This is a genomic window from Actinotalea subterranea, assembly GCF_008364845.1.
GTDB lineage: Bacteria > Actinomycetota > Actinomycetes > Actinomycetales > Cellulomonadaceae > Actinotalea > Actinotalea subterranea.
Window position 1 is genome coordinate 572,178 of record NZ_VTTP01000001.1, and the last position, 19,275, is coordinate 591,452.

A 19,275-nucleotide genomic window follows, 5' to 3' on the forward strand; every position below is an offset into this window, starting at 1 on the left:
GGGCGCGGGCGGCGGGCGCTGGGAGCGGCGGGCGCCGCCCGCACGTCAGGCGTCGACCTGCGCCGACCGGGGCGCGGTGGCCAGCAGCACCTCGGCGACGGCCCGCGCGTCGTGCGCCGCCCTCGGCGACCGCTCGCGCAGGCCGACGACGCTCGCGCCGTCGTAGAGCATGAGGAGGCTGCGCGAGAGCCCCTGGCCGTCGTCGCGGAACCCGTGCGCCGCGAGGAGCTCGGCGATGAAGGCGCGCACGTCCTCCTTGTGGTCCATCGCCTCGCGGTGCGCGGGCTCGTCGGCGTCGGGGATCTCCACGAGCGTGTTGAGGAAGGCGCAGCCGCGGTAGCCGGTCTCCTCGAGGCGCTCGGCGAGCACGTCGAACAGCACGAGGGGGTGGCCGCCGAGCGCCCTCATGCGCGGCTCCGAGACGGTCGCCCAGCGCTCCCGCCGTCGGCGCAGCACGGCGACGACCAGGTCGTCCTTGCTCGCGAAGTGCCGGTAGAAGGACGCCCGTCCGACCCCGCTGGTCGCGAGGATCTGCTCGATGCCGGTCGCGCGGACGCCTTGCGCGTAGAAGAGGTCCTCGGCGGTGTCGAGGAGGCGTTCGCGCGCATGGGTCGCCACGGTCCCCAGGGTACGAGCCCCTTGCCCCAGACGGAAACGATCGGTACCGTCTGCCATGCGGAACCGATCGGTTCCATTTCACCGGGCGGCCGAGCCCCCGCGATGACGCCGCCCCACGAGGAGATCGGACTCATCGTGCGCATCGGCATCAACGGCTTCGGCCGCATCGGACGCAGCCTCGTCCGCGCCGCCCTGACCAGGGGCAGCGACCTGGAGATCGTCGCGGTCAACGACCTCACCGACGCAGCCACCCTCGCCCACCTGCTCCGCTACGACACCGCCTACGGCCGGCTCGGCGTCGAGGTCGAGGTCGACGGGGACGCGCTCGTCGTCGGCGGTCGCAGGGTCCAGGTGACGGCGGAGCGCGACCCCGCCGCCCTCGCCTGGGGCGACCGCGGCGTCGACCTCGTGGTGGAGTCCACCGGCAGGTTCACGACCCGCGCCGCAGCCGCCGCGCACCTCGCAGCCGGCGCCCGCAAGGTCCTCGTCAGCGCCCCCGCCAGCGGTGACGACCTCACGATCGTCATGGGCATCAACGACCACCTCTACGACCCCGCGCTGCACCACGTGGTGTCGAACGCGTCATGCACCACCAACTGCCTCGCCCCCATGGCCAAGGTGCTCGACGACGCCGTGGGCATCGAGAGCGGCGTCATGACGACCGTGCACGCGTTCACCGCCGACCAGAACCTCCAGGACGGCCCGCACCGCGACCTGCGCCGGGCCCGCGCGGCCGCGAACAACATCGTCCCCACGAGCAGCGGCGCCGCCAAGGCCATCGGCAAGGTGCTGCCCGAGCTCGACGGTCGACTGTCCGGCTTCGCGCTCCGCGTACCGGTGCTCACGGGATCCGTCACGGACCTCACCGTCACCGCGTCCCGCGACGTCACGGTCGAGGAGGTCAACGCCGCGTTCCGGGCGGCCGCGGGCGGGCCCCTCGCCGGCGTGCTCGCGTACAACGAGGACCCGATCGTCTCGAGCGACATCGTCGGCAACCCCGCGAGCGCGATCATCGACGCCCCGCTGACCACGGTCGTCGGCCGGACGGTCAAGGTCCTCGGCTGGTACGACAACGAGTGGGGCTTCACCAACCGTCTCCTCGACACGGCGGAGCTCATCGCGAGCCGGTGACGGCGCTCCCGTGACGGGCGGGGTGGGCGAGCGCACGCTCCTCGCCCACCCCGCCGCGTCGCCACCCGGCCGCACGCCGGATGGTGGACGATTCCTCGGGGAACCCGGTGCGCGGCGGGCGAGGCCCGACGCGCACGGCCCGCCACCGCTCGCCACTGCTCGCCGCCGAGAGGACCACTGTGCAGACCGTCACCACCCCCGTCCCGTCAGCCCTCGCGCACCGCGTGGTCGGAACCGACGTCACGCTCGTCGGGCCCGACGGCCGGCCGCTCGCCGACCAGGAGGTGCGGGTCGAGCAGGTGCGGCACGCCTTCGGCTTCGGCAACATCGGGTTCGACCTCATCGGCCTCGCCAACGGCGAGACGGGACGGCCCGCAGGTGCAGGTGACGACGACGCCGCGATGCACCACGAGGTCGGCAGCGCCGCCCCCGAGCAGGCCGAGCACCTCGCCGAGCTGTGGCTCGACGTGTTCAACATGGCCACGCTGCCCTTCTACTGGCGCGCCTTCGAGCCGGAGCGCGGCCGCCCCGACACGGTCCGCCTGCGCCGCGCCGCCCAGTGGTTCGCCGAGCGCGGCGTCACGGTCAAGGGCCACCCGCTCGTGTGGCACACGCTCGCCCCGTCGTGGCTGCTCGGCCTGCCGACCGACGAGGTCGAGCGGGCAGTCCGCGACCGCATCACGCGCGACGTGACGGACATGGCGGGGGCCGTCACGGTGTGGGACGCGATCAACGAGGTCGTGATCATGCCGGTGTTCACCGCGGAGGAGAACGCCGTCACGCCGCTCGCCCAGCGGCTCGGCCGCGTCGGCATCGTGCGGCTCGCGTTCGACACGGCGCGCGCTGCCGACCCGTCGGTGACGCTCCTGCTCAACGACTTCAACCTGTCGCCCGCGTACGAGCAGCTCGTCGAGGAGTGCCTCGAGGCGGGCGTGCGGATCGACGCCCTCGGCCTGCAGAGCCACATGCACCAGGGCTACTGGGGCGAGGAGAAGACGCAGGCCGTCCTCGAGCGGTTCGCGCGCTTCGGCCTGCCCCTGCACCTGACCGAGACCACGCTCGTCTCGGGCGACCTCATGCCGCCGGAGATCGTGGACCTCAACGACTACCAGGTGCCCTCCTGGCCTTCGACGCCCGACGGCGAGGCCCGCCAGGCCGACGAGCTCGTGCGGCACTGCACGACGCTCATGGCCCACCCGTCCGTCGAGGCGTTCACCTACTGGGGCATCTCCGACGACGGCGCCTGGCTCGGCGCCCCGGCGGGCCTCGTGCGGACCGACGGGACACCCAAGCCCGCGTACGACGCGCTGCGCCGGCTGGTCAAGGAGGACTGGTGGCTCGCGCCCACGACCGTGCGCACCGACGACGCCGGACGCGTGCGCGTCGAGGGGTTCGCGGGGACGTACCGGGTCGAGGTCGGCGGCCGCTCGGCAGCGTTCGAGCTCGGGGCCCAGGGCCCGCGGGCCGTCGAGGTCTCGCCCGTCTGACGGTCCGAGGCCGGCCCGAGCGGGTCCCGGCGGTCCGCGCGGCCGGCGACCGCTCGGGCCGCCGGCCGCGCGGACGCCGGCCTCACCGCTCGCGTGCCGTCACCGGCAGGACACGGCGGGGTACCTGGCGGTCATGGCCTGCCCGGCGCCGTGGCCGCCGAACGCCGGCTTCACCTCCACCCGGACCGAGCCGCCGGGCACCCACCGCTGCCACGTCGGGAAGACGCGCGAGACGCTCCTGCCGGGTCGCACGTTGCGCAGCGTCTTCGTGCCGTACTCGGTCGAGACTCGAGCGTCGACGCGGGTGGTGTCCGCGTTGGTCACGGTCACCCCCAGCCACACGGTCCAGCCCACGCATCGCGCGTCCGCCCCGACGGTCACGTGGAGCGACGGCGCGACAGGCCCGACGGCGGTCGCCTCCGCCTCGGCGTCCGACCACCCCGGTCGGCTCGCCTCGACGCGGACGCCGATCATCGCGCCGGCGTCGGCCGCGTCGAGGCGGTAGTCCGCCCCGGTCGCCGAGGTGAGGGGCTCACCGTCACGGGTCCACTGGTACGAGGCCGGCGTCCAGCCGTCCGTGACACGCGCGTGGAGCGTCTCGCCGACCTTCGCGGTCCCCTCGATGCTCGCCGCGAGCGGCTCCCCCTCCGCGCCGACCTCGTGCCGCATGCTGATCGTCACGGTGCCCGCGTCGGCAGGGACCCGGACGACGCCCGCGGCCTCGTCGACGCTCGCCCCGGGGGTGGAGACGCGTGCGATGTTGTCCTTGAGGCCGATGAGCTCGATGCTGAAGGCCTCCACGGCGCCGACGTCGCCCGTGAGGTCGACGGTGAGGTCCGTCCCGGTCGAGCTCATCGAGAAGCCGACGCGCCCGTCGTCGAGGACCGGGTAGCGGTCGAGCGCCACCGTGGAGCCGGTGGTGAGCCAGTCCTGCGGGATCCCGCGGCCGATGATCACGGTCCCGTCCGACCGCTGCGCGATCAGGGAGTCGAAGAGCACCTTCGTGGCGGTGGACTGGCCCCACATGTGCTGGTTGGAGCCTCCACCGCCCGCAGCGTGGTCGATGCTCCAGGGTGAGCTCGCGGCCGGGTAGTCGACGCCCTCCCACCAGCCGAAGGGACCGCTCTGCGCCTTGTCGATCATGAACTCGTAGGCCCTGATGCCGGAGTCGCGGAACTGCTCCCCGCGCAGCGCCGAGCTGCCGTAGCCGGCGTTGTACGCACTCGAGTAGAACCCGTGGGGATACCCGCCGAAGTTGTGGATCGTGTCCGAGACCTCCGCACGTCGCTCGAAGCCGTGCGCGTAGGTCTGGTCGATCCAGTCCAGCATCAGACCCGACTGGTCGGCACCGAACAGGTACCCGTCCCACGCCCACCGGCCGAACAGGAACATGGACGCCCAGTTCGCGTCCCGCGGGTCGCTGCGCGGGCCGGTCTCGTTGGGCTCGACCATCGAGATCGGGATGTAGTCCAGCCCGAACTCGTCGATCGTCTGCTGGAGCCTGCCGGTGGCGACACCGAGGAGGTCGTCGTACTCGGCCTGCGCCCACGCCGCCTCCTCGGTCTCGCCGAGGCTCTCCGCCAGGTAGCGGTACGTCGTCAGGCCCGCCAGGGCCGACCAGTTGTCGATCGTCCAGTAGCCCAGGCTGTCGATGGCGTTGGTCTGCTTCATGATCCCGGTGCCGCCGTCGATGCGGTCCGTCTCGACCATGTGCGTCTGCTTCTTGATGTTCTCGAACTGCGACCGGATGAAGTCGACGTCCCCGGTGCGCTGCAGGTACAGCGCGAACGGCCAGCTGTACTTCCACTTCGCGTCGTCGTACTGCAGCTGGGCCGGCAACGTCGCGAGGTAGTCCTTCGCGTACGTGAAGTCGCCGATCGTCAGCAGCGTCGCGACGATGCCGATCGTGTCGTGGTCGAACATGATGTCGTACCCGTTCTCACCGACGTGCAGCTGCTTGTTCCCGTCGATGTCGTCACGGATGAGCAGCGTGTAGATGTAGCCGGCCTTGTACGCGTCGATGAGCTCCGGGTTCGGCAGCGCCGTGATGTCGGCGATGGCAGCGAGCCTGGTGTTCCAGTAGTCGCGCATGTGCGCGTAGTGCTCGTCATAGCCGCCGAGCGCCGCGACCTGTGCGCCCGTGGGCCACGCGTAGGTGCCGTTGAACCGGTCGGCGGCGATCGCGAAGTCGCGCACGACTGTCTCTCCCGGCCCGACCACGGTGCGCGACGCGGCGTCGTCGAGCGGGACCAGCTCCTCGGAGACGACCGGGAGGCGCATCTCGCTCGCGGTCGTGTTCGTGGTCGTCATCCGGGAGTAGGCGATCTCGAAGCGGTTGCCGTCGATCGTCACCTCGTCGGCGAAGCTCTGGACCCGGACGTCCAGGCCGCGCTTGCTGTACTCGCTGATGAACGCCGGGAGGTAGCCCTCGGCGTTGCGCCACTCGATCTTCCCGGGGATCGACGGCACGCCGAAGGTCACCATCAGGTCCCCGCGGTCCCGCAGGCGGTAGCTGCCGTCGATGTACGCGATCGGTGCATGGCGGTCCCCCTCCCACCCGAAGGAGGAGACCAGCTCCGGGCTCGACTGGAAGGCGTACTCCGGGCGGGTGACCGAGCCGAGGACCTCGCGGAACGCGGCCTCGAGGAAGACGTGCTGCAGCCGGAGCGCAGCGACGTCGGCGCCACCGTCAGCGAGCAACGCCTCGGCGGCCGCGACCTCGCGCTCGAGCTGGGCGATCCCTGCCGCGTCGGCCTCGACGAGGTCGGTGCCGGCGACCTCGTCCAGGAGCAGCCGGAGCGCCTCGGCGGGCGCCGGTGACTCGTCCAGGGTGACGCCCGCCAGCGTGATGTTCCCGTTGCTGTTCGTCCGCCCGGTCAGCTGGCCCGTGATGAGCGCGCTGTCGCCCGCGGGGAGCGTGAGGGTGAGCAGCTGGGAGACCGGGGTCCCCGCGGCGGACATCGGTGCGCTCACGACCTCGGGGGTGCTCTCACCGTTGCGGTAGACCGAGATCACCGCCGACGCCTGCCAGACGCCCGTGACGAGCTGGAGCGTCCGCTCGCGGTCGTCCGCCTCGACGGTGAGGTCCCACCCGTACGGTCGGGTGAAGTCCGTGCTGTCGGCGAGGAACACGCCACCGGTACGGGTCCCCGCCTGCTCGGCGAGAGGCGTGCCGTTGGTCCAGCGGTAGACCACCGGGTTGTCGCTCTGGGTACGGATCGCCGTGCCCGCCGCACGGTTGGCGACCGCGAGCGCTCCGCTGCCGGTCGCAGAACGGTTGATCGTGGGGCCGGCGAGGTGCAGCCAGTCGATACTGCCCGCGGACGTGAGGTCCATCGTCTGCGGCGGCGCCTCGGACGCGAGCGACATGCCGGCCGCGCTCGGGTCGACGGCCTGGAGCGTCGCCGCCGCGAACGAGACGTTCCCGTCCGCATGGAGCTTCTCCGTCAGGCGCGCGGTGAGCACCGCACCCTCGCCCGGGCGCAGCGTGACCGTGTACGTGCGCACCTTCGCCTCGTCGGACGCGGTGACCTGCGTCTCGTAGACCGGTGCGGAGATGCCCGTCGGCGCGACCGAGACGGTGGCACCCGCCTGCCAGATGCCGCCGACGACGACCAGACGGCGGACCGTGTCCGCGGCGGGGACGGCGACCCGGTAGCCCGCGTCGAGGTCCACGGGCCCTGTCGTCGTCCGGCCGTCGCCGAACACGCCGCCGGTCGTGAGACCGGTGGCCGTCGTCGTCGGCGTCCCGTCGGACCACTCGTACCGGTACGGGCTGTCCGTCAGGGTGCCGATCGGGCTGTCCGGGGCGAGGTTGGTGATCTCGATCGACGGCGTCGCCGCCTTGCGCTCCGTGCCGCTCCCCGTGACGTGGACCCAGTCGACCCCACCGACGGCGGTCAGGTCCAGGGCCCCTGCCGCGCCCGCCCCGGAAGGCAGGGCGGCGGTCTCGACCACGAGCGGTGACGGGTCGACGGCGGCCGCGGCCGGGGCCGGGGACCCGTAGGCGACGGGTGGCAGCGCGAGCGCGCCCACCACGAGCGCGGACACGAACACCCACGCGCCGGTCCTCTTCATGCTGTTCTCCTTTGAACGATGCCTGGTCGGGGCGGGCAAGACGCTAGGCAGGGCTCCACGTCGTCGTGGAGTCACGGGTCACGAGCCGAGGCAGGGTGAGCCGTCGCAGGGGGGCTTCGGCAGTGCCTGCGAGCTGTGCGAGGAGGGACTCCCAGATGAGCTCCGCGACCTCGCGGATGGGCTGCGCGACGGAGGTGATCTGCGGGCGGCAGATCCGCGCGAGGTCGGAGTCGTCGAAGCCGGTGACCGCGACGTCCTCCCCCGGGCGCAGCCCGAGCTCGTCGAGCACCTGGATCGCCTCGAACGCGAACGCGTCGTCACGGCACGCCAGCGCGGTCGGCCGGTGGTCGGCGAGCAGGGCCGGGAGCGCCTGCCGCAGACCGGAGGGCGACTCGACGACGAGGTGGAGCGCCGGGTCCGGCTCGACACCCGAGTCGACGAGGCCGGCGAGCAGCCCGTCGAGCCGGTCGTCCTCCATGCCGCGGTTCCGGGGCGGGCCGACGTACGCGATCCGCTCGTGCCCGGTCTGCAGGAGGTGCTCGGCGACGAGGCGCATGCCGTGGCCGCCGTCGACGTCGACCCACGAGTGCCGTGGGTCCGGGTCGGCCCACGGGCGGCCGAAGGCCACGGTCGGCATGCCGTGCTCGACGAGCCAGGCGGGCCGCGTGTCACCGACGTGGGTCTCGGGGATCACGACCCCGTCGACCGAGCGCCGCGCGTGCAGCTCCTCGTACGAGGCGATCTGGTCCTCGTCCTCGTCGCCGGCGATGTCGAGGACCACGCGATAGGCGTGCTCGGCGCCCACCTTGGCGAGCTCGCGCATGAACGGGTCGAGCATGGACGCCTCGTTGTGGTGCCCCGCGCCGATGTGGAAGGAGATCAGGCGGGTCGAGCGGCGAGCGAGCGAGCGGGCCGTCTCGTTGGGCCGGTAGTTCAGCTGCTCGATGACGTCGAGGACGCGCGCGCGGGTGTGCTCGGCCACCCTGTCCGGCGCGTTGAGCACGTTGGAGACGGTCTGGTGCGAGACCCCTGCCATCGCGGCGATCGACTGGAGCGTGGGTCGACGCTCCGGCACCGTCTTGCCCGGCGTGCTCATTTGAGACCTCCCGCGGTGAGTCCTTCGACGATCCGGCGTTGGAACAGCAGCACCATGATCACCAACGGGATCGTCGCGACCACGCCGGCGGCCATCTGCGTGCCGAACGGCTGCTCGAACTGCGAGGAGCCGGTGAACTTGGCGATGGCCACCGTGACAGGGGACGTGGACGCGTCGATCGAGACGTTCGAGGCGATGAGGTACTCGTTCCAGGCGGCGATGAACACCAGGATGGTCGTCGTGAACACGCCGGGCGCGGCAAGCGGCAGGATGATGAGCCGGAACGCCTGGAACGGGTTGGCCCCGTCCACCTTGGCGGCCTGCTCGAGCTCCCACGGCATCTCGCGGAAGAACGCGGTCAGCGTCCAGATCGCCAGCGGCAGCGCGAAGGAGATGTCGGGCACGACCATCGCCTGGTACGTGTTGATCCACCCGAGGTCGGCGAACAGCTCGTAGAGGGGCGTCAGGATCGCGACACCGGGGAACATGGACGCGGCCAGGATGAGCGCGAGGATGACCGTCCGGCCCGGGAATACGAGCCTCGTCAGGGCGTACGCCGTCGACACCCCCACGATCATCGCGGTGAGAGTCGTCACGCCCGCGACGACCACGGAGTTCAGCAGGGCCCGCGAGAACTGGTTGCGGCCCGAGAAGACCGCGGCGAAGTTCTCGAGCGACGCGGTCGTCGGGAGCAGGTCGTTGTTGAAGATCGCGGTCGGGCTCTTCAGGCCCGAGACGAGCATCCAGTAGAAGGGCGCCAGGCAGAACACCACGAGCAGGGCCACACCCACGGCGAACGAGGCCGAGGCGGCCCACCGCCGCACCCTCGACGTCCATGTCCCGCTCATGCCGCACCTCCGTCGCGTCCGTTCAGCACACGTGCGCCGAGCACCCGGATGTAGACCAGGGCGACCAGGAACACGATCAGGAAGGTCAGGGTCGACAGCGCGCTGCCCATGCCCGCCTTCAGGTTCCCGATCGACTCCTCGACGACGAGCATCGACAGGGTCCGCGTGTCGTTCGCGCCGTGCGTGAAGATCTGCGGCAGGTCGTAGATGCGCAGCACGTCGAGCATGCGGAAGAGCACCGCGACCACGATCGCCGGGCGGACCAGCGGGAGCGTGATGCTCACGAACCGGCGGACCGGGCCGGCGCCGTCGACCCGCGCCGCCTCGTAGATCTCCTGCGAGATCGTCTGGAGCCCGGCGAGGACGAGAAGCGCGATGAACGGTGCCGTCTTCCACGTGTCCGCGAAGACGATCGCCCACTTCGCCGGCCACTCGGAGCCGGTCCACAGGACCTGCTGCCCGATGAGGTGGTTGACGATGCCGTTGGCGTCGAACGTCCACCTCCACAGCACGGCGCAGACCGCCGTCGGGATCGCCCAGGGCACCAGGACGACCGCCCGGACGATGGAGCGTCCGCGGAAGGCGCGGTTCATCACCAGGGCCATCGCCATGCCGATGACCAGCTCGAGGACCACCGTCGTGCCCGTGAAGAACATCGTGGTGCTCAGCGCCGCCCAGAAGTCCTCCGCGCCGGACCCGACGACCGCCTCGGCGTAGTTGCCGAGACCGATGAACTCCGGCGTCCGGCCGACCGGGTCGTCGTAGAGCGACCGGACGACGGCTCGCACCACCGGGTAGCCGATGACCCCGGCGAGGACGATCAGGGTGGGCAGGACGAGCCAGAACGCGAACCGTCCTTCTCGTGAGCGGCCCGGCCGTCGACGCGCTCCCCCGGCGCGTGCCCCGTCCGGTGCGGCCTGCGTGCGCGTCCGTGGGTCAGGTGCTCCTTCGAGCGTCATGTCCGGGTGCCTCACCACGTCGTCGAGCACGGCTCGCCCTGCCTTCACCCTCGTCCTCACGATGCGTCGACGACGTCCTGGAGGTCCTCCTGCAGGCCGGACAGCGCCTCGTCGACGGTGACCGAACCCTGGAGAGCCTCGTAGACCTCGGTCGAGATCAGCGTGCTCAGCTCGCTGTAGGCGACCGCCTTCGGGCGGGCGACGGCGTTCTCGAGGGCGGACTTGAGGGTCGCCAGGTACGGCACGTCCGCCTGGAGCGCCGCGTCGTCGTACAGGGAGCTGCGCACCGGGGGCAACGAGAGCTCGGTCAGGAGCGTGCGCTGGACCTCCTCGGACTCGAGGTAGGTGATGAAGTCCTTGGCCGTCTGCTGGTTCTCCGACGCCTTCGAGATCGCCAGGTTGTAGCCGCCGAGGGTCGATGCGCCGAGACCGTCGGCGCCCGGGAGCGGGGCGATGCCGATCGTGTCCTGCACGACGGAGTCCGCACCCTCCTGGGTGGCGAGACCGTGCACGTAGGGCCAGTTGCGCAGGAACAGCAGGTTCCCCGCCTGGAACGCCCGGCGGCCCTCCTCCTCCTGGTAGGTGATGGCCTCCGCCGGGATCGTTCCCGACTCGAAGCCGTCCACGAGGAACTGGAGGCCGGCCTTCGCCTCAGGCGTGTCGACCGTGACCTCGCCGTTCTCGTCGATCACGGAGCCGCCCGCGGAGTTCACGGCCTCGGAGAAGTTGACGGTGAGTCCCTCGTACTGCGCGAACTGCCCGGCGTAGCAGTCGATCTCGTTCGCGACGGCGATGTCGCAGGCGTCCTCGAGCTCGGCCCAGGTGGTGGGCGGGGTCTCGACCAGGTCCGTGCGGTAGTACAGGAAGCCGGCGTTCGTGTTGTACGGCGCGGCGTAGAGCGTGCCGTCGTAGGTGCCGGAGTCGACGGTCGACTCGAACAGCCCGGTCGTGTCGATGTCGTCGAGCGGGACCAGCCAGTCCCGCGCCGCGAACTCGGCTGTCCACACCACGTCGAGCCCTGCGACGTCGTAGGTCCCGGCACCGGCCTGGAAGTCCTGGACCAGGGCGGTGCGCTGCTCGTCCGCCGCCTCAGCCAGCTCGATGAACGTGACCTCCTCGTCGGGGTGGTCGGCGTTCCAGCCGTCGATGACGGTCTGGAGCTTGCCGGTGGTGTCCTTGCCCTGGGCGAAGGTGATCGGTCCGCGGCCCGACCCCTCCGACCCTTCGGCCGGCGCCTGCTCCGCGTCGCCGGAACAGCCGGCGACCATGCCGACGGCGGCTGCGAGAACCGCGCCGACGGCGAACTTCCGTGTGTGCTTCACGAAGACACTCCATTGGGTCCGAGGTGGGTCGCGGGCGGCCACCGCTCGTGGTGGACGACCGCCTGCTGCGGTGACAGATCTGAACCGTAGGGATTTGAGCGGTCAAACACAAGCCCTGGGCAACGTGGATTTGAGCGGTAATATCGCGCCGACCGCCACGGGAGCCGTGGCCCGCCGAGAGCAAGGGTGTCCCGATGCCAGAGTCGCCGTCCGCACCGGGCCGGCAGCCCCGCCTGTCCACCCTCGCCACACTCGTCAACGCACCCGGCACCGTGCTCTCCGACCAGGGAGGCGACGTCGGTGTCACGGCGATCGAGGGCTACTTCCTCGACGACCGCCGCGTCCTCTCGTCCGCGACGCTGACCGTGGGAGGGCAACGACCCGAGCACCTCGCGACCGCGTACACGGGCCCCGGCTCGGCGGAGTTCACGTCGGTCGTCGCCGGGATCGCCACCTCCGCCGCCGACTTCGGTCTCGACGGGGACCCCCAGCTCTCGGTGACCCGGAGGCGAACCCTCGACGCCGACGGGCTCCTCGAGCACATCGAGCTCCGCTCCGCCTCGACCACCCCCATGAGCACGACCGTGGCCCTGACCCTCGGCAGCGACGGCACCACGGTGTCCACCGCCCGCTCCGGTGAGGCGGACGCCCGGATCACGCCCTCCGTCACCGAGCGCGGCGACGTCGTCTGGCCGCTCGAGGACGCGCAGGCGCGCACCTCGTTCGAGCCGGCACCTGCCGCGCTCACGGTTCGCTCCGACGGCCTCGTCGCGGCGGACTGGGACGTCGAGCTCGCCCCCGGCTCGACCTGCGTGCTCACGGCCCGGACGGTTGCCGTCGGCGAGCTGGCGGCACCGGCATGCGTCGCGCCTCCGCACGTGACGCTCGAGGCGGCGGAGCCGGTCACCCGGCTCTTCGCACGTTCGCTCGCCGACGCCTACGCGCTGGTCCGCACCGACGTCGGCCACCCGGAGGACCGCTACGTCTCCGCGGGGGCGCCGTGGTACCTGACCCTGTTCGGCCGCGACTCCCTCTGGTCCGCGCGGATGCTCCTGCCCTTCGACACCGGTCTCGCCCTGGGCACTCTCCGCGCCCTGGCCCGCCACCAAGGCACGCGGCACGACCCGGTGACCGCCGAGCAGCCCGGCAAGATCCTCCACGAGCTCCGCCGGGCGCGCGTCGCACGCCTGCTGCCCGAGAAGTACTTCGGCACCGCCGACGCGACGAGCCTGTGGATCGTCCTGCTCGCCGAGACCTGGCGCTGGGGGGCCGACGAGGCTGCGGTGAGGCAGCTGCTGCCCCACCTGCGCGCGGCCCTCGGCTGGCTCGAGGAGCACGCCGACTCGGATCACGACGGCTTCGTCGACTACCGGCCCGACCCGGCCGGGCTCTCGAACCAGGGCTGGAAGGACTCACGCGACGCGATCCACGACGCAGCCGGGGATGAGCACCCGGGAACGGTGGCGCTGGCAGAGGTGCAGGCGTACGCCCACCAGGCGGCGCTCGGCGCAGCCGACCTGCTCGACGCGTTCGACCAGCCCGGCGCCGCGCAGTGGCGGCAGTGGGCGCAGGACCTCCGGCGCCGGTTCACGGCCCACTTCTGGACGCGCGGCGCCGGTGGCCCGTACCCGGCCGTTGCGATGGTCGACCGCACCCGGCGCGCGGACGCCGTGACCTCGAACATGGGTCACCTCCTCGGCACGGGCATCGTCGACGCGGACGAGTCCGCCGCCATCGCGGACCGGCTCGCGGGCAGCGACCTGGACTCCGGCTTCGGCCTGCGCACCCTGTCGGCGCACTCGCCTCGCTACAACCCGATCTCGTACCACAACGGCTCGGTCTGGCCGCACGACACGGCGATCGCCGTCAGCGGGCTCGCGTCCACCGGGCACAGCGCGGTCGCCGCCGCACTCGCCCACGGCCTCATCGCCGCCGGCGAGCACTTCGACTACCGCCTCCCCGAGCTCTGGAGCGGGGTCTCGACCACGTCGGGCCCGGGTGGCACGCTCGCCCGACCGCTCCCCTACCCGACGGCCTGCAGCCCGCAGGCGTGGTCCGCGGCGTCGGCGGTCGCCGTCGTCACTGCGGCGCTCGGCATCCGCGCCGACATCCCCGACGGGCGCGTGTGGATCGCCCCGCCGCGGCCCTCGATCCTGGGCCCGTTCACCCTGCGGGGGATCCGCCTCCCGGGCGGGCCGCTCGACGTGAGCGTCGACGACGACGGCGCCGTGACGGTCCTGGCCGCCCCCGCAGGCGTCACCGTCGTGACCTAGCGGGACCCGGCGCCGTCGTCGCCCGCCGCAGGAACCGGCGGATCCGCCGGGTCGGCAGCCTGCGCCGGGCCCGCCTCCACCGGGCCGGACGTCTCCGCGGGGCCGGCCGTCTCCACCGGGCCGGCCGTCTCCGCGGGGCCGGACGTCTCCGCGAGCGCCCGGATCAGGGACTGCGCGTCGTAGGGCCCGGTGTGGCGCCGGCCGTTGACGAAGAGGGTCGGCACCACGGTGATGTCCATCGCCTCGGCGTCGAGCATGTCGTCGCGGACGCGCGCGGCGACCTCGGGCGACGTGAGGTCCCGCTCGAACCGGTCGACGTCGAGGCCCAGCTCCCGGGCGCGCCGGATGATGTCCGACGGGCGCTGGTTCTCCTGGTCGGCGAAGAGGCTGCGCTCCATCTCGAAGAACTTGCCCTGGAGCGCTGCCGCCTCGGACGCCTCCGCCGCCGCGAGGGCGTTGGGGTGGTACCTGGTCAGCGGCGCGTGCCGCCAGACGTAGCTGAGCTGGTCACCGAGCTCGCGGTGCACCTCCTGGATGGACCCCGAGGCCTTGAGGCAGAACTCGCACTGGAAGTCGCCGTACTCGACGATCGTGAACGGCGCGTCCACGGCACCGAAGAGGTGGTCGCGCTCCGGGTCGACGGGGCGGACGAGGGTCCGGGCTAGGCCCTGCGTGGGCCGGAGCCGCTCGGCCGCACGGAAGACGACCGCGGCGAGCACGAACGCGAGGACGGACGCGGCGAGGACACCCACGCGGGCCTCGTTCTGCACGGCGGGGTCGTCGATCGCGAGGTCGACGATGAACAGCGAGATCGTGAACCCGATGCCGGACAGCGCGGCGCCGCCGGCGATCCGGTCGAGCGTCAGGCCGGGACCGAAGTCGCCGACCTTCGCGACGCGCATGAGCGCGGTCGAGCCGAGCACGCCGAGGACCTTGCCCGCCACGAGGCCGACGACGACGCCCCAGGTCACGGGTGAGCGGGCCGCCCCGGCCAGGATGTCCGGGCTGATCCGGACGCCCGCGTTGGCGAGCGCGAACAGCGGGAGCACGACGTAGGCGACGTAGGGCGCGTACGCGGACTGGAGCCGCTCGTTGATCGAGATGGACTCCCGGAGGCTGTTCGCCGCGGCCCGCGCGTACTCGGTGGTGGGCGACTGGCGGAACGTGCGCGCGAGCTCGAGGGCGTGCTCGACATCGCGCCTGTTCGGCCGGTAGACGGGCACGAGGAGGGCGATCGCGACGCCGGCGAGCGTCGGGTGCACACCGGAGGCGAGGAACGCGAACCAGACGATGACCGCGAGGGTCCCGTACACGGGCCCGCGACCGCCGCGCAGGTACCGCGTCAGGTACACGCCGAGCAGCCCGACGGCAGCGACCAGGAGCGGCCCGGCGCTGAAGTTCTCCGTGTAGACGAGGGCGATGATGCTCAGCGCACCGATGTCGTCGACCACGGCCAGCGCCAGCAGGAACATGCGGAGCCTGCCGGGCGCACGCGGCCCGATCAGCGCGAGGGCGCCGACGAGGAACGCCGTGTCGGTCGAGATGACCACCCCCCAGGCACGCTCGTACCCGGACCCGGCGCTGACGAGCACGTACAGCAGGGCGGGGATCACGAGACCCGCGAGCGCGGCCACGACCGGAACCACGGCCCGCGACCGGCTCGTGAGCTCGCCGATCGCGAACTCCTTGCGGACCTCGAGCCCGACCGTGAAGAAGAAGACGGCCATGAGCGCGTCGTTGACGAGGGCGTGGAGCGTGAACTCGAACCTGAGGTCCGCGAGACCGAACAGCAGGTGCGTCTCCCAGAACGACGCGTAGGTGCCGTGGGACACGTTGGCCCACAGGACCGCGACGAGGCTCGCGGCGGCGAGGAGGAGCGCACTGGTCCGGCTCCGGCCGAGCGAGGTCAGCCGCTCCGTGAGGGAGGGGTGGGCCGGGTCCGTCTCGTGGGTCTCGGGGTCCAGGGAGTGCTCGATCACTGTGAGGCCCGGCCGTGCGCGGTCGTCGGTGCGCCTGACGTCCTGGTCGATGGTCATCGCGGCTCCCGTCCTGCGGCGGTGCCGGGACGCGGGTGTCCCTCGCGGGCGCCGTGGCGGCGCTCCGCACACCGACGGTCGTTGTCGAGCCCGACGCGTGCGCCGGGCGGGCTCCATCATCACCCCGGTGGCGCCCGCTGACCAGGGTGTGTCGCTGCCCGTTCGCGGGCGGCGTATCCGCCGCCCGCGACGCCCCGCACCCACGCCACCTCCCCGCGTGGGCGCCCAGCAGCGGCCGAGGTCGGCCCGTGGTGCCGAGGTCGGCCCGCGGACGGGGCGACCTCGGCAGGAGGGACCGACCTCGGCGCACACCCCGCCCCCCTCGGCGCCACCCCGCCGCCACCCCGCCCCCCTCGGCGTCACCCCGACCGCCGAGGTCGGCCCGTGGCGCCGAGGTCGGCCCGTGGTGCCGAGGTCGGGCCGTGGCGCTGAGGTCGGCCCGCGGACGGGGCGACCTCGGCAGGAGGGACCGACGTCGGCGCTTCGGGGACGTCGGCGCTCCGCGGGCGCGCGGCTGTCCACAGGTGGGCCGCGGGCCGCTCGCGGCGGCGCCAGGACGGGCAGGATGAGCGGCATGAGCCGTCGAACCACGCTGGACATCACTCTGACGCCCCTCGAGCGGGACGTCCTCCGGGCGGGGCTGGGTGAGTGGGGAGGTGCGGCCGGGCCGACCGACCAGGTGGCGCAGCTCATCGGCTTCCACGACGTCGACGACCTCATGAACGGGTGCCTCGAGATCCGTGACCGCCTCGACCGGGGTGAGCCGCTCACCCCCGCCGACTGGCGTCGCGCGCTGCGCTCGACCGAGCTGGCGTTCATCAGCGACGAGTGGGGCGCCGGCGTCGAGTGGTCGACCGTGACGGGTCTGAGCGACGAGGAGGCGATCACGGCGCTGCGCTCTCTCCAGTTCAGGCTCGTGACCGTCGGCACCGCCACCCTGCGCGCCGTGCCCTGAGCCCCGCGCCGGCACGCCGCCCACCGACCGGCCACGTACCCACCGGACTGCCCGATCACCCGACCGCCCGGACCGCCCGACCGCCCGGATGCGGCCCCGGGACTCCGTCGAGGTCGACACGCCGTGCTGAGGTCGACACGCCGGACTGTCGGCCTAAGCACGACGTGTCGACGTCAGTGTCGCGGGGCGGGGCGGGGGCGCCACAGCCGGTGAGGCCGCGCCCTGAACGCGGTCGCGGTGGGGACAGGTGCCGCCGCGACGAGTGCTGATCACGCGGCTGCGAGGCGTGCGGCGTGGGCCCGCGCCGGGGTCCTCAATCCGAGGACGGCCCGGGCGGCGTCGCTGCCAGCGCGGCGCGGAGGTCCGACAAGAACCCCGACACCGGGCCGAGCGTCATCAGGCCGCTGCCGGCACCTGCGAGCTCGCCCGAGGCGGGGGCGAGCGCCTCGAGCGCCCGGCGCATCACAGGGACCGATGTGCTGCCGCCGACGTCGATCGCGGCCCGCGCGGCGAGGCACCACAGGGCCTCGAGGAGATGGTCGTGCGGCGGGTCGGGCACGCCGCGGAGCGCGCCGGCCGCGGCATCGCGCTCGCCGCGGGCCAGGAGCACCAGGGGGCGCGCCCAGGGCTCGTACGGTCCCCAGTCGAGGTCGTCGAGCGGCGCGGGCAGGCCCCGCTCGACGCGGAGCGCGAGCTGCGCGAGGGCCGGCAGGCCACGGTCGAGGCCCGGCATCCCGGCCCCGCCCAAGGATGCCGACGCCGCACGGTAGGCGTCGGCCACCTCGTCGACCGGCCGCCGGTGGAGCGCGAGGCGCAGCGCGCCGTACCAGGCGGTGAAGACGCCGACGAGCGGCGACCCGTGCCGGGCGGCGAGCGCGTCGGCCGCAGCCGCGTGCCTGTCCGCACCGGCGACGTCCCCGAGCGCTGCGCACGCCTGCATGCGCACCAGGTGGCCGAGGATCTCGTGCGTCGCGAGCTCGTGGCGTGCAGCGACGTCGACCAGCTCGGCGCCGAGCACGTCCCGCTCGGCCGCGAGGCCGGCCCGGTGGAAGCTCTGGATGAGCACACCGTTGAGCGCGAAGGCGAGGAGCGCCGGGTCGTCGAGGTGTCGCGCGAGCCGCTCGGCCTCCCGCGCTGCGGCCATGGCGTCGGGGTCGGCCGTCCCCCGCGACTCGACGGCGACCGTCGCCAGCAGGCGGGCGCGCACACGGTCGCCCGCGTCGTCGGGCAGCCGATGGAGCGCGCGTCGCGCGGCAGCGACGACGAGCGCCGCCTGCTCGGGGTCGTCCGACCGCGTCCAGATCGCGGGCACGTCGTAGCCGCCGATGACGCGCGCCGCGAGCTCCGGGTCGGCGAGCTCACCCGCCGCCAGGACCGCGGCGAGCCGTTGGTCGCGCGCGGTCTCGAGCCCGCCACCCCCGGTGACGGCCAGTGTGCGCAGCAGGTCGACGGACGAGCGCAGCCGCAGCCAGGAGCCGGGGCCGACGGCCTGGTCGTACCGGGCGGTGACCTGCGCCCACACGCGTCCGGCAGGGTCGTCCCCTGCCTCCGGTCCGCGCCCCGGGCCCCGCCCAGCACCCGGTGCCTCGTCCGGTCCCGGGCCCTGCACCGCACCCGGCGCCTCGCGCGGTCCCGAGCCCTCCCGGGCACCCGGCGCCTCGTCCGGTCCCGAGCCCTCCCCGGCACCCGAGCCCTGCCCGGCACCCGGCGCGCCCGCCGCTGCGACGACGTCCAGGGACGGAGCCTGGCGCAGGATGTCCGTCTCGAGCGCCGTGAGTGCCCGGCCGGGGTCCAGGCCGAGCTCGTCGCGCAGCAGCGTCCGAGCACGCCGGAGCACGTCGAGCGCCTCACCCTGGCGGCCCGACCGGTAGAGCGCGAGCGCGAGCAGCCGCCACCCCTCCTCACGCCACGGGTGCGCGGCGACGTGGCCTGCGACCTCCGCAGCGACCTGCGGCGCACGCCCGAGCACGAGGAGGGCGCCGGCGCGCAGCTCGACGGCGTGCAGGCGCAGGTCGCTCAGCCGCGCCCGCTCGGACTCCGCCCACGGGTGCTCGCCGAGCTCGGCGTACGCCGGGCCGCGCCACAGCGCGAGCGCGTCGTCGAGCGCCGTGAGGCGTGCCGCCGGTGCGTGGGCGGGGCTGTCGAGCACCGCGCGCTCGAACCGCAGGGCGTCGACCGCCTCAGGGGTGACCCGCAGGGCGTACCCGGCGCCGTCGGTCACGAGCAGCCGTGGCGGTTGCCGCGGCGCCCGGTCGGGCTCGAGGGCTCGTCGCAGGTCGCCCACGAAGGTGCGGAGGGCACCGACGGCGCCAGGCGGCGGCTCGTCCCACAGGTCGTCGACGAGCGCCGCGACGGGGACGGTCCGGCCGCGTGCGACGACGAGCCGCGCCAGCACCGCCCGGTGGCGGGGGCCACGCAGCGGGACCGCCGCACCGGTGGTGTCCCACGCCGCGACGGGGCCAAGCACACCGAG

12 protein-coding genes are annotated in these 19,275 nt (G+C 73.1%); 4 read left to right on the forward strand and 8 right to left on the reverse strand.

Annotation, left to right across the window (positions count from 1 at the left end; all coding sequences use genetic code 11):
- Positions 1-45 precede the first annotated feature (45 nt).
- Positions 46-618, reverse strand: coding sequence for a TetR/AcrR family transcriptional regulator (locus tag FZ988_RS02560; RefSeq protein WP_149202407.1), 573 nt, complete (start codon positions 616-618; stop codon positions 46-48).
- A 102-nt stretch (positions 619-720) separates the two neighbouring features.
- Between FZ988_RS02560 and gap the strand changes: the two genes are divergently transcribed.
- Entirely contained in the window at positions 721-1,749 is a 1,029-nt protein-coding gene (gene gap / locus FZ988_RS02565; protein WP_149202408.1) for a type I glyceraldehyde-3-phosphate dehydrogenase, read from the forward strand.
- A gap of 179 nt (positions 1,750-1,928) precedes the next feature.
- Positions 1,929-3,236, forward strand: a complete 1,308-nt coding sequence (locus FZ988_RS02570) for an endo-1,4-beta-xylanase (protein WP_246169111.1) — start codon at positions 1,929-1,931, stop codon at positions 3,234-3,236.
- A gap of 99 nt (positions 3,237-3,335) precedes the next feature.
- Here the strand turns inward: FZ988_RS02570 and FZ988_RS02575 are convergent, their stop codons facing one another.
- Genes FZ988_RS02575 through FZ988_RS02595 form a run of 5 tightly spaced genes read right to left on the reverse strand, consistent with a single transcriptional unit; the run spans position 3,336 to position 11,538 of the window.
- Positions 3,336-7,313, reverse strand: coding sequence for a sugar-binding protein (locus tag FZ988_RS02575; protein WP_149202410.1), 3,978 nt, complete (start codon positions 7,311-7,313; stop codon positions 3,336-3,338).
- 43 nt (positions 7,314-7,356) lie between these two features.
- Positions 7,357-8,409 (reverse strand): LacI family DNA-binding transcriptional regulator, encoded by a 1,053-nt coding sequence (locus FZ988_RS02580; protein WP_149202411.1) that lies wholly within the window; start codon positions 8,407-8,409, stop codon positions 7,357-7,359.
- A complete protein-coding gene (locus tag FZ988_RS02585; RefSeq protein ID WP_149202412.1) occupies positions 8,406-9,257 on the reverse strand; it encodes a carbohydrate ABC transporter permease in 852 nt (283 codons plus the stop codon). The genes FZ988_RS02580 and FZ988_RS02585 overlap by 4 nt, the downstream gene beginning before the upstream one ends.
- Positions 9,254-10,216: a carbohydrate ABC transporter permease gene (locus tag FZ988_RS02590; RefSeq protein ID WP_149202548.1), complete on the reverse strand. Its 963-nt coding sequence runs from the start codon at positions 10,214-10,216 to the stop codon at positions 9,254-9,256. The genes FZ988_RS02585 and FZ988_RS02590 overlap by 4 nt, the downstream gene beginning before the upstream one ends.
- A 56-nt stretch (positions 10,217-10,272) precedes the next feature.
- Complete coding sequence (locus tag FZ988_RS02595; protein WP_246169114.1) at positions 10,273-11,538, reverse strand: ABC transporter substrate-binding protein; 1,266 nt, start codon at positions 11,536-11,538, stop codon at positions 10,273-10,275.
- A gap of 194 nt (positions 11,539-11,732) precedes the next feature.
- Between FZ988_RS02595 and FZ988_RS02600 the strand changes: the two genes are divergently transcribed.
- Positions 11,733-13,811, forward strand: coding sequence for a glycogen debranching N-terminal domain-containing protein (locus tag FZ988_RS02600; RefSeq protein WP_149202413.1), 2,079 nt, complete (start codon positions 11,733-11,735; stop codon positions 13,809-13,811).
- Here FZ988_RS02600 and nhaA read toward each other — a convergent pair.
- On the reverse strand, positions 13,808-15,847 hold the full coding sequence (gene nhaA, locus FZ988_RS02605) for a Na+/H+ antiporter NhaA (RefSeq protein WP_149202414.1): 2,040 nt from the start codon (positions 15,845-15,847) through the stop codon (positions 13,808-13,810). The two genes, FZ988_RS02600 and nhaA, sit on opposite strands and share 4 nt — an antisense overlap.
- A 574-nt stretch (positions 15,848-16,421) precedes the next feature.
- Here nhaA and FZ988_RS02610 point away from each other — a divergent pair.
- On the forward strand, positions 16,422-16,802 hold the full coding sequence (locus FZ988_RS02610; protein WP_149202415.1) for a hypothetical protein: 381 nt from the start codon (positions 16,422-16,424) through the stop codon (positions 16,800-16,802).
- Between the two features lie 313 nt (positions 16,803-17,115).
- On the opposite strand, the gene FZ988_RS18875 is transcribed toward FZ988_RS02610, so the two are convergent.
- Complete coding sequence (locus FZ988_RS18875; protein WP_246169116.1) at positions 17,116-19,269, reverse strand: AfsR/SARP family transcriptional regulator; 2,154 nt, start codon at positions 19,267-19,269, stop codon at positions 17,116-17,118.
- Between the last annotated feature and the right edge of the window lie 6 nt (positions 19,270-19,275).

Excerpts from the sequence above, each read along its gene's own strand:
- FZ988_RS02580 (WP_149202411.1), bottom strand. The coding sequence starts at position 8,409 with ATGAGCACGCCGGGCAAGACGGTGCCGGAGCGTCGACCCACGCTCCAG.
- nhaA (WP_149202414.1), bottom strand. The coding sequence starts at position 15,847 with ATGACCATCGACCAGGACGTCAGGCGCACCGACGACCGCGCACGGCCG.
- FZ988_RS02575 (WP_149202410.1), bottom strand. The coding sequence starts at position 7,313 with ATGAAGAGGACCGGCGCGTGGGTGTTCGTGTCCGCGCTCGTGGTGGGC.
- FZ988_RS02610 (WP_149202415.1), top strand. The coding sequence starts at position 16,422 with ATGAGCCGTCGAACCACGCTGGACATCACTCTGACGCCCCTCGAGCGG.
- FZ988_RS02600 (WP_149202413.1), top strand. The coding sequence starts at position 11,733 with ATGCCAGAGTCGCCGTCCGCACCGGGCCGGCAGCCCCGCCTGTCCACC.
- FZ988_RS02590 (WP_149202548.1), bottom strand. The coding sequence starts at position 10,216 with ATGACGCTCGAAGGAGCACCTGACCCACGGACGCGCACGCAGGCCGCA.
- gap (WP_149202408.1), top strand. The coding sequence starts at position 721 with ATGACGCCGCCCCACGAGGAGATCGGACTCATCGTGCGCATCGGCATC.
- FZ988_RS02585 (WP_149202412.1), bottom strand. The coding sequence starts at position 9,257 with ATGAGCGGGACATGGACGTCGAGGGTGCGGCGGTGGGCCGCCTCGGCC.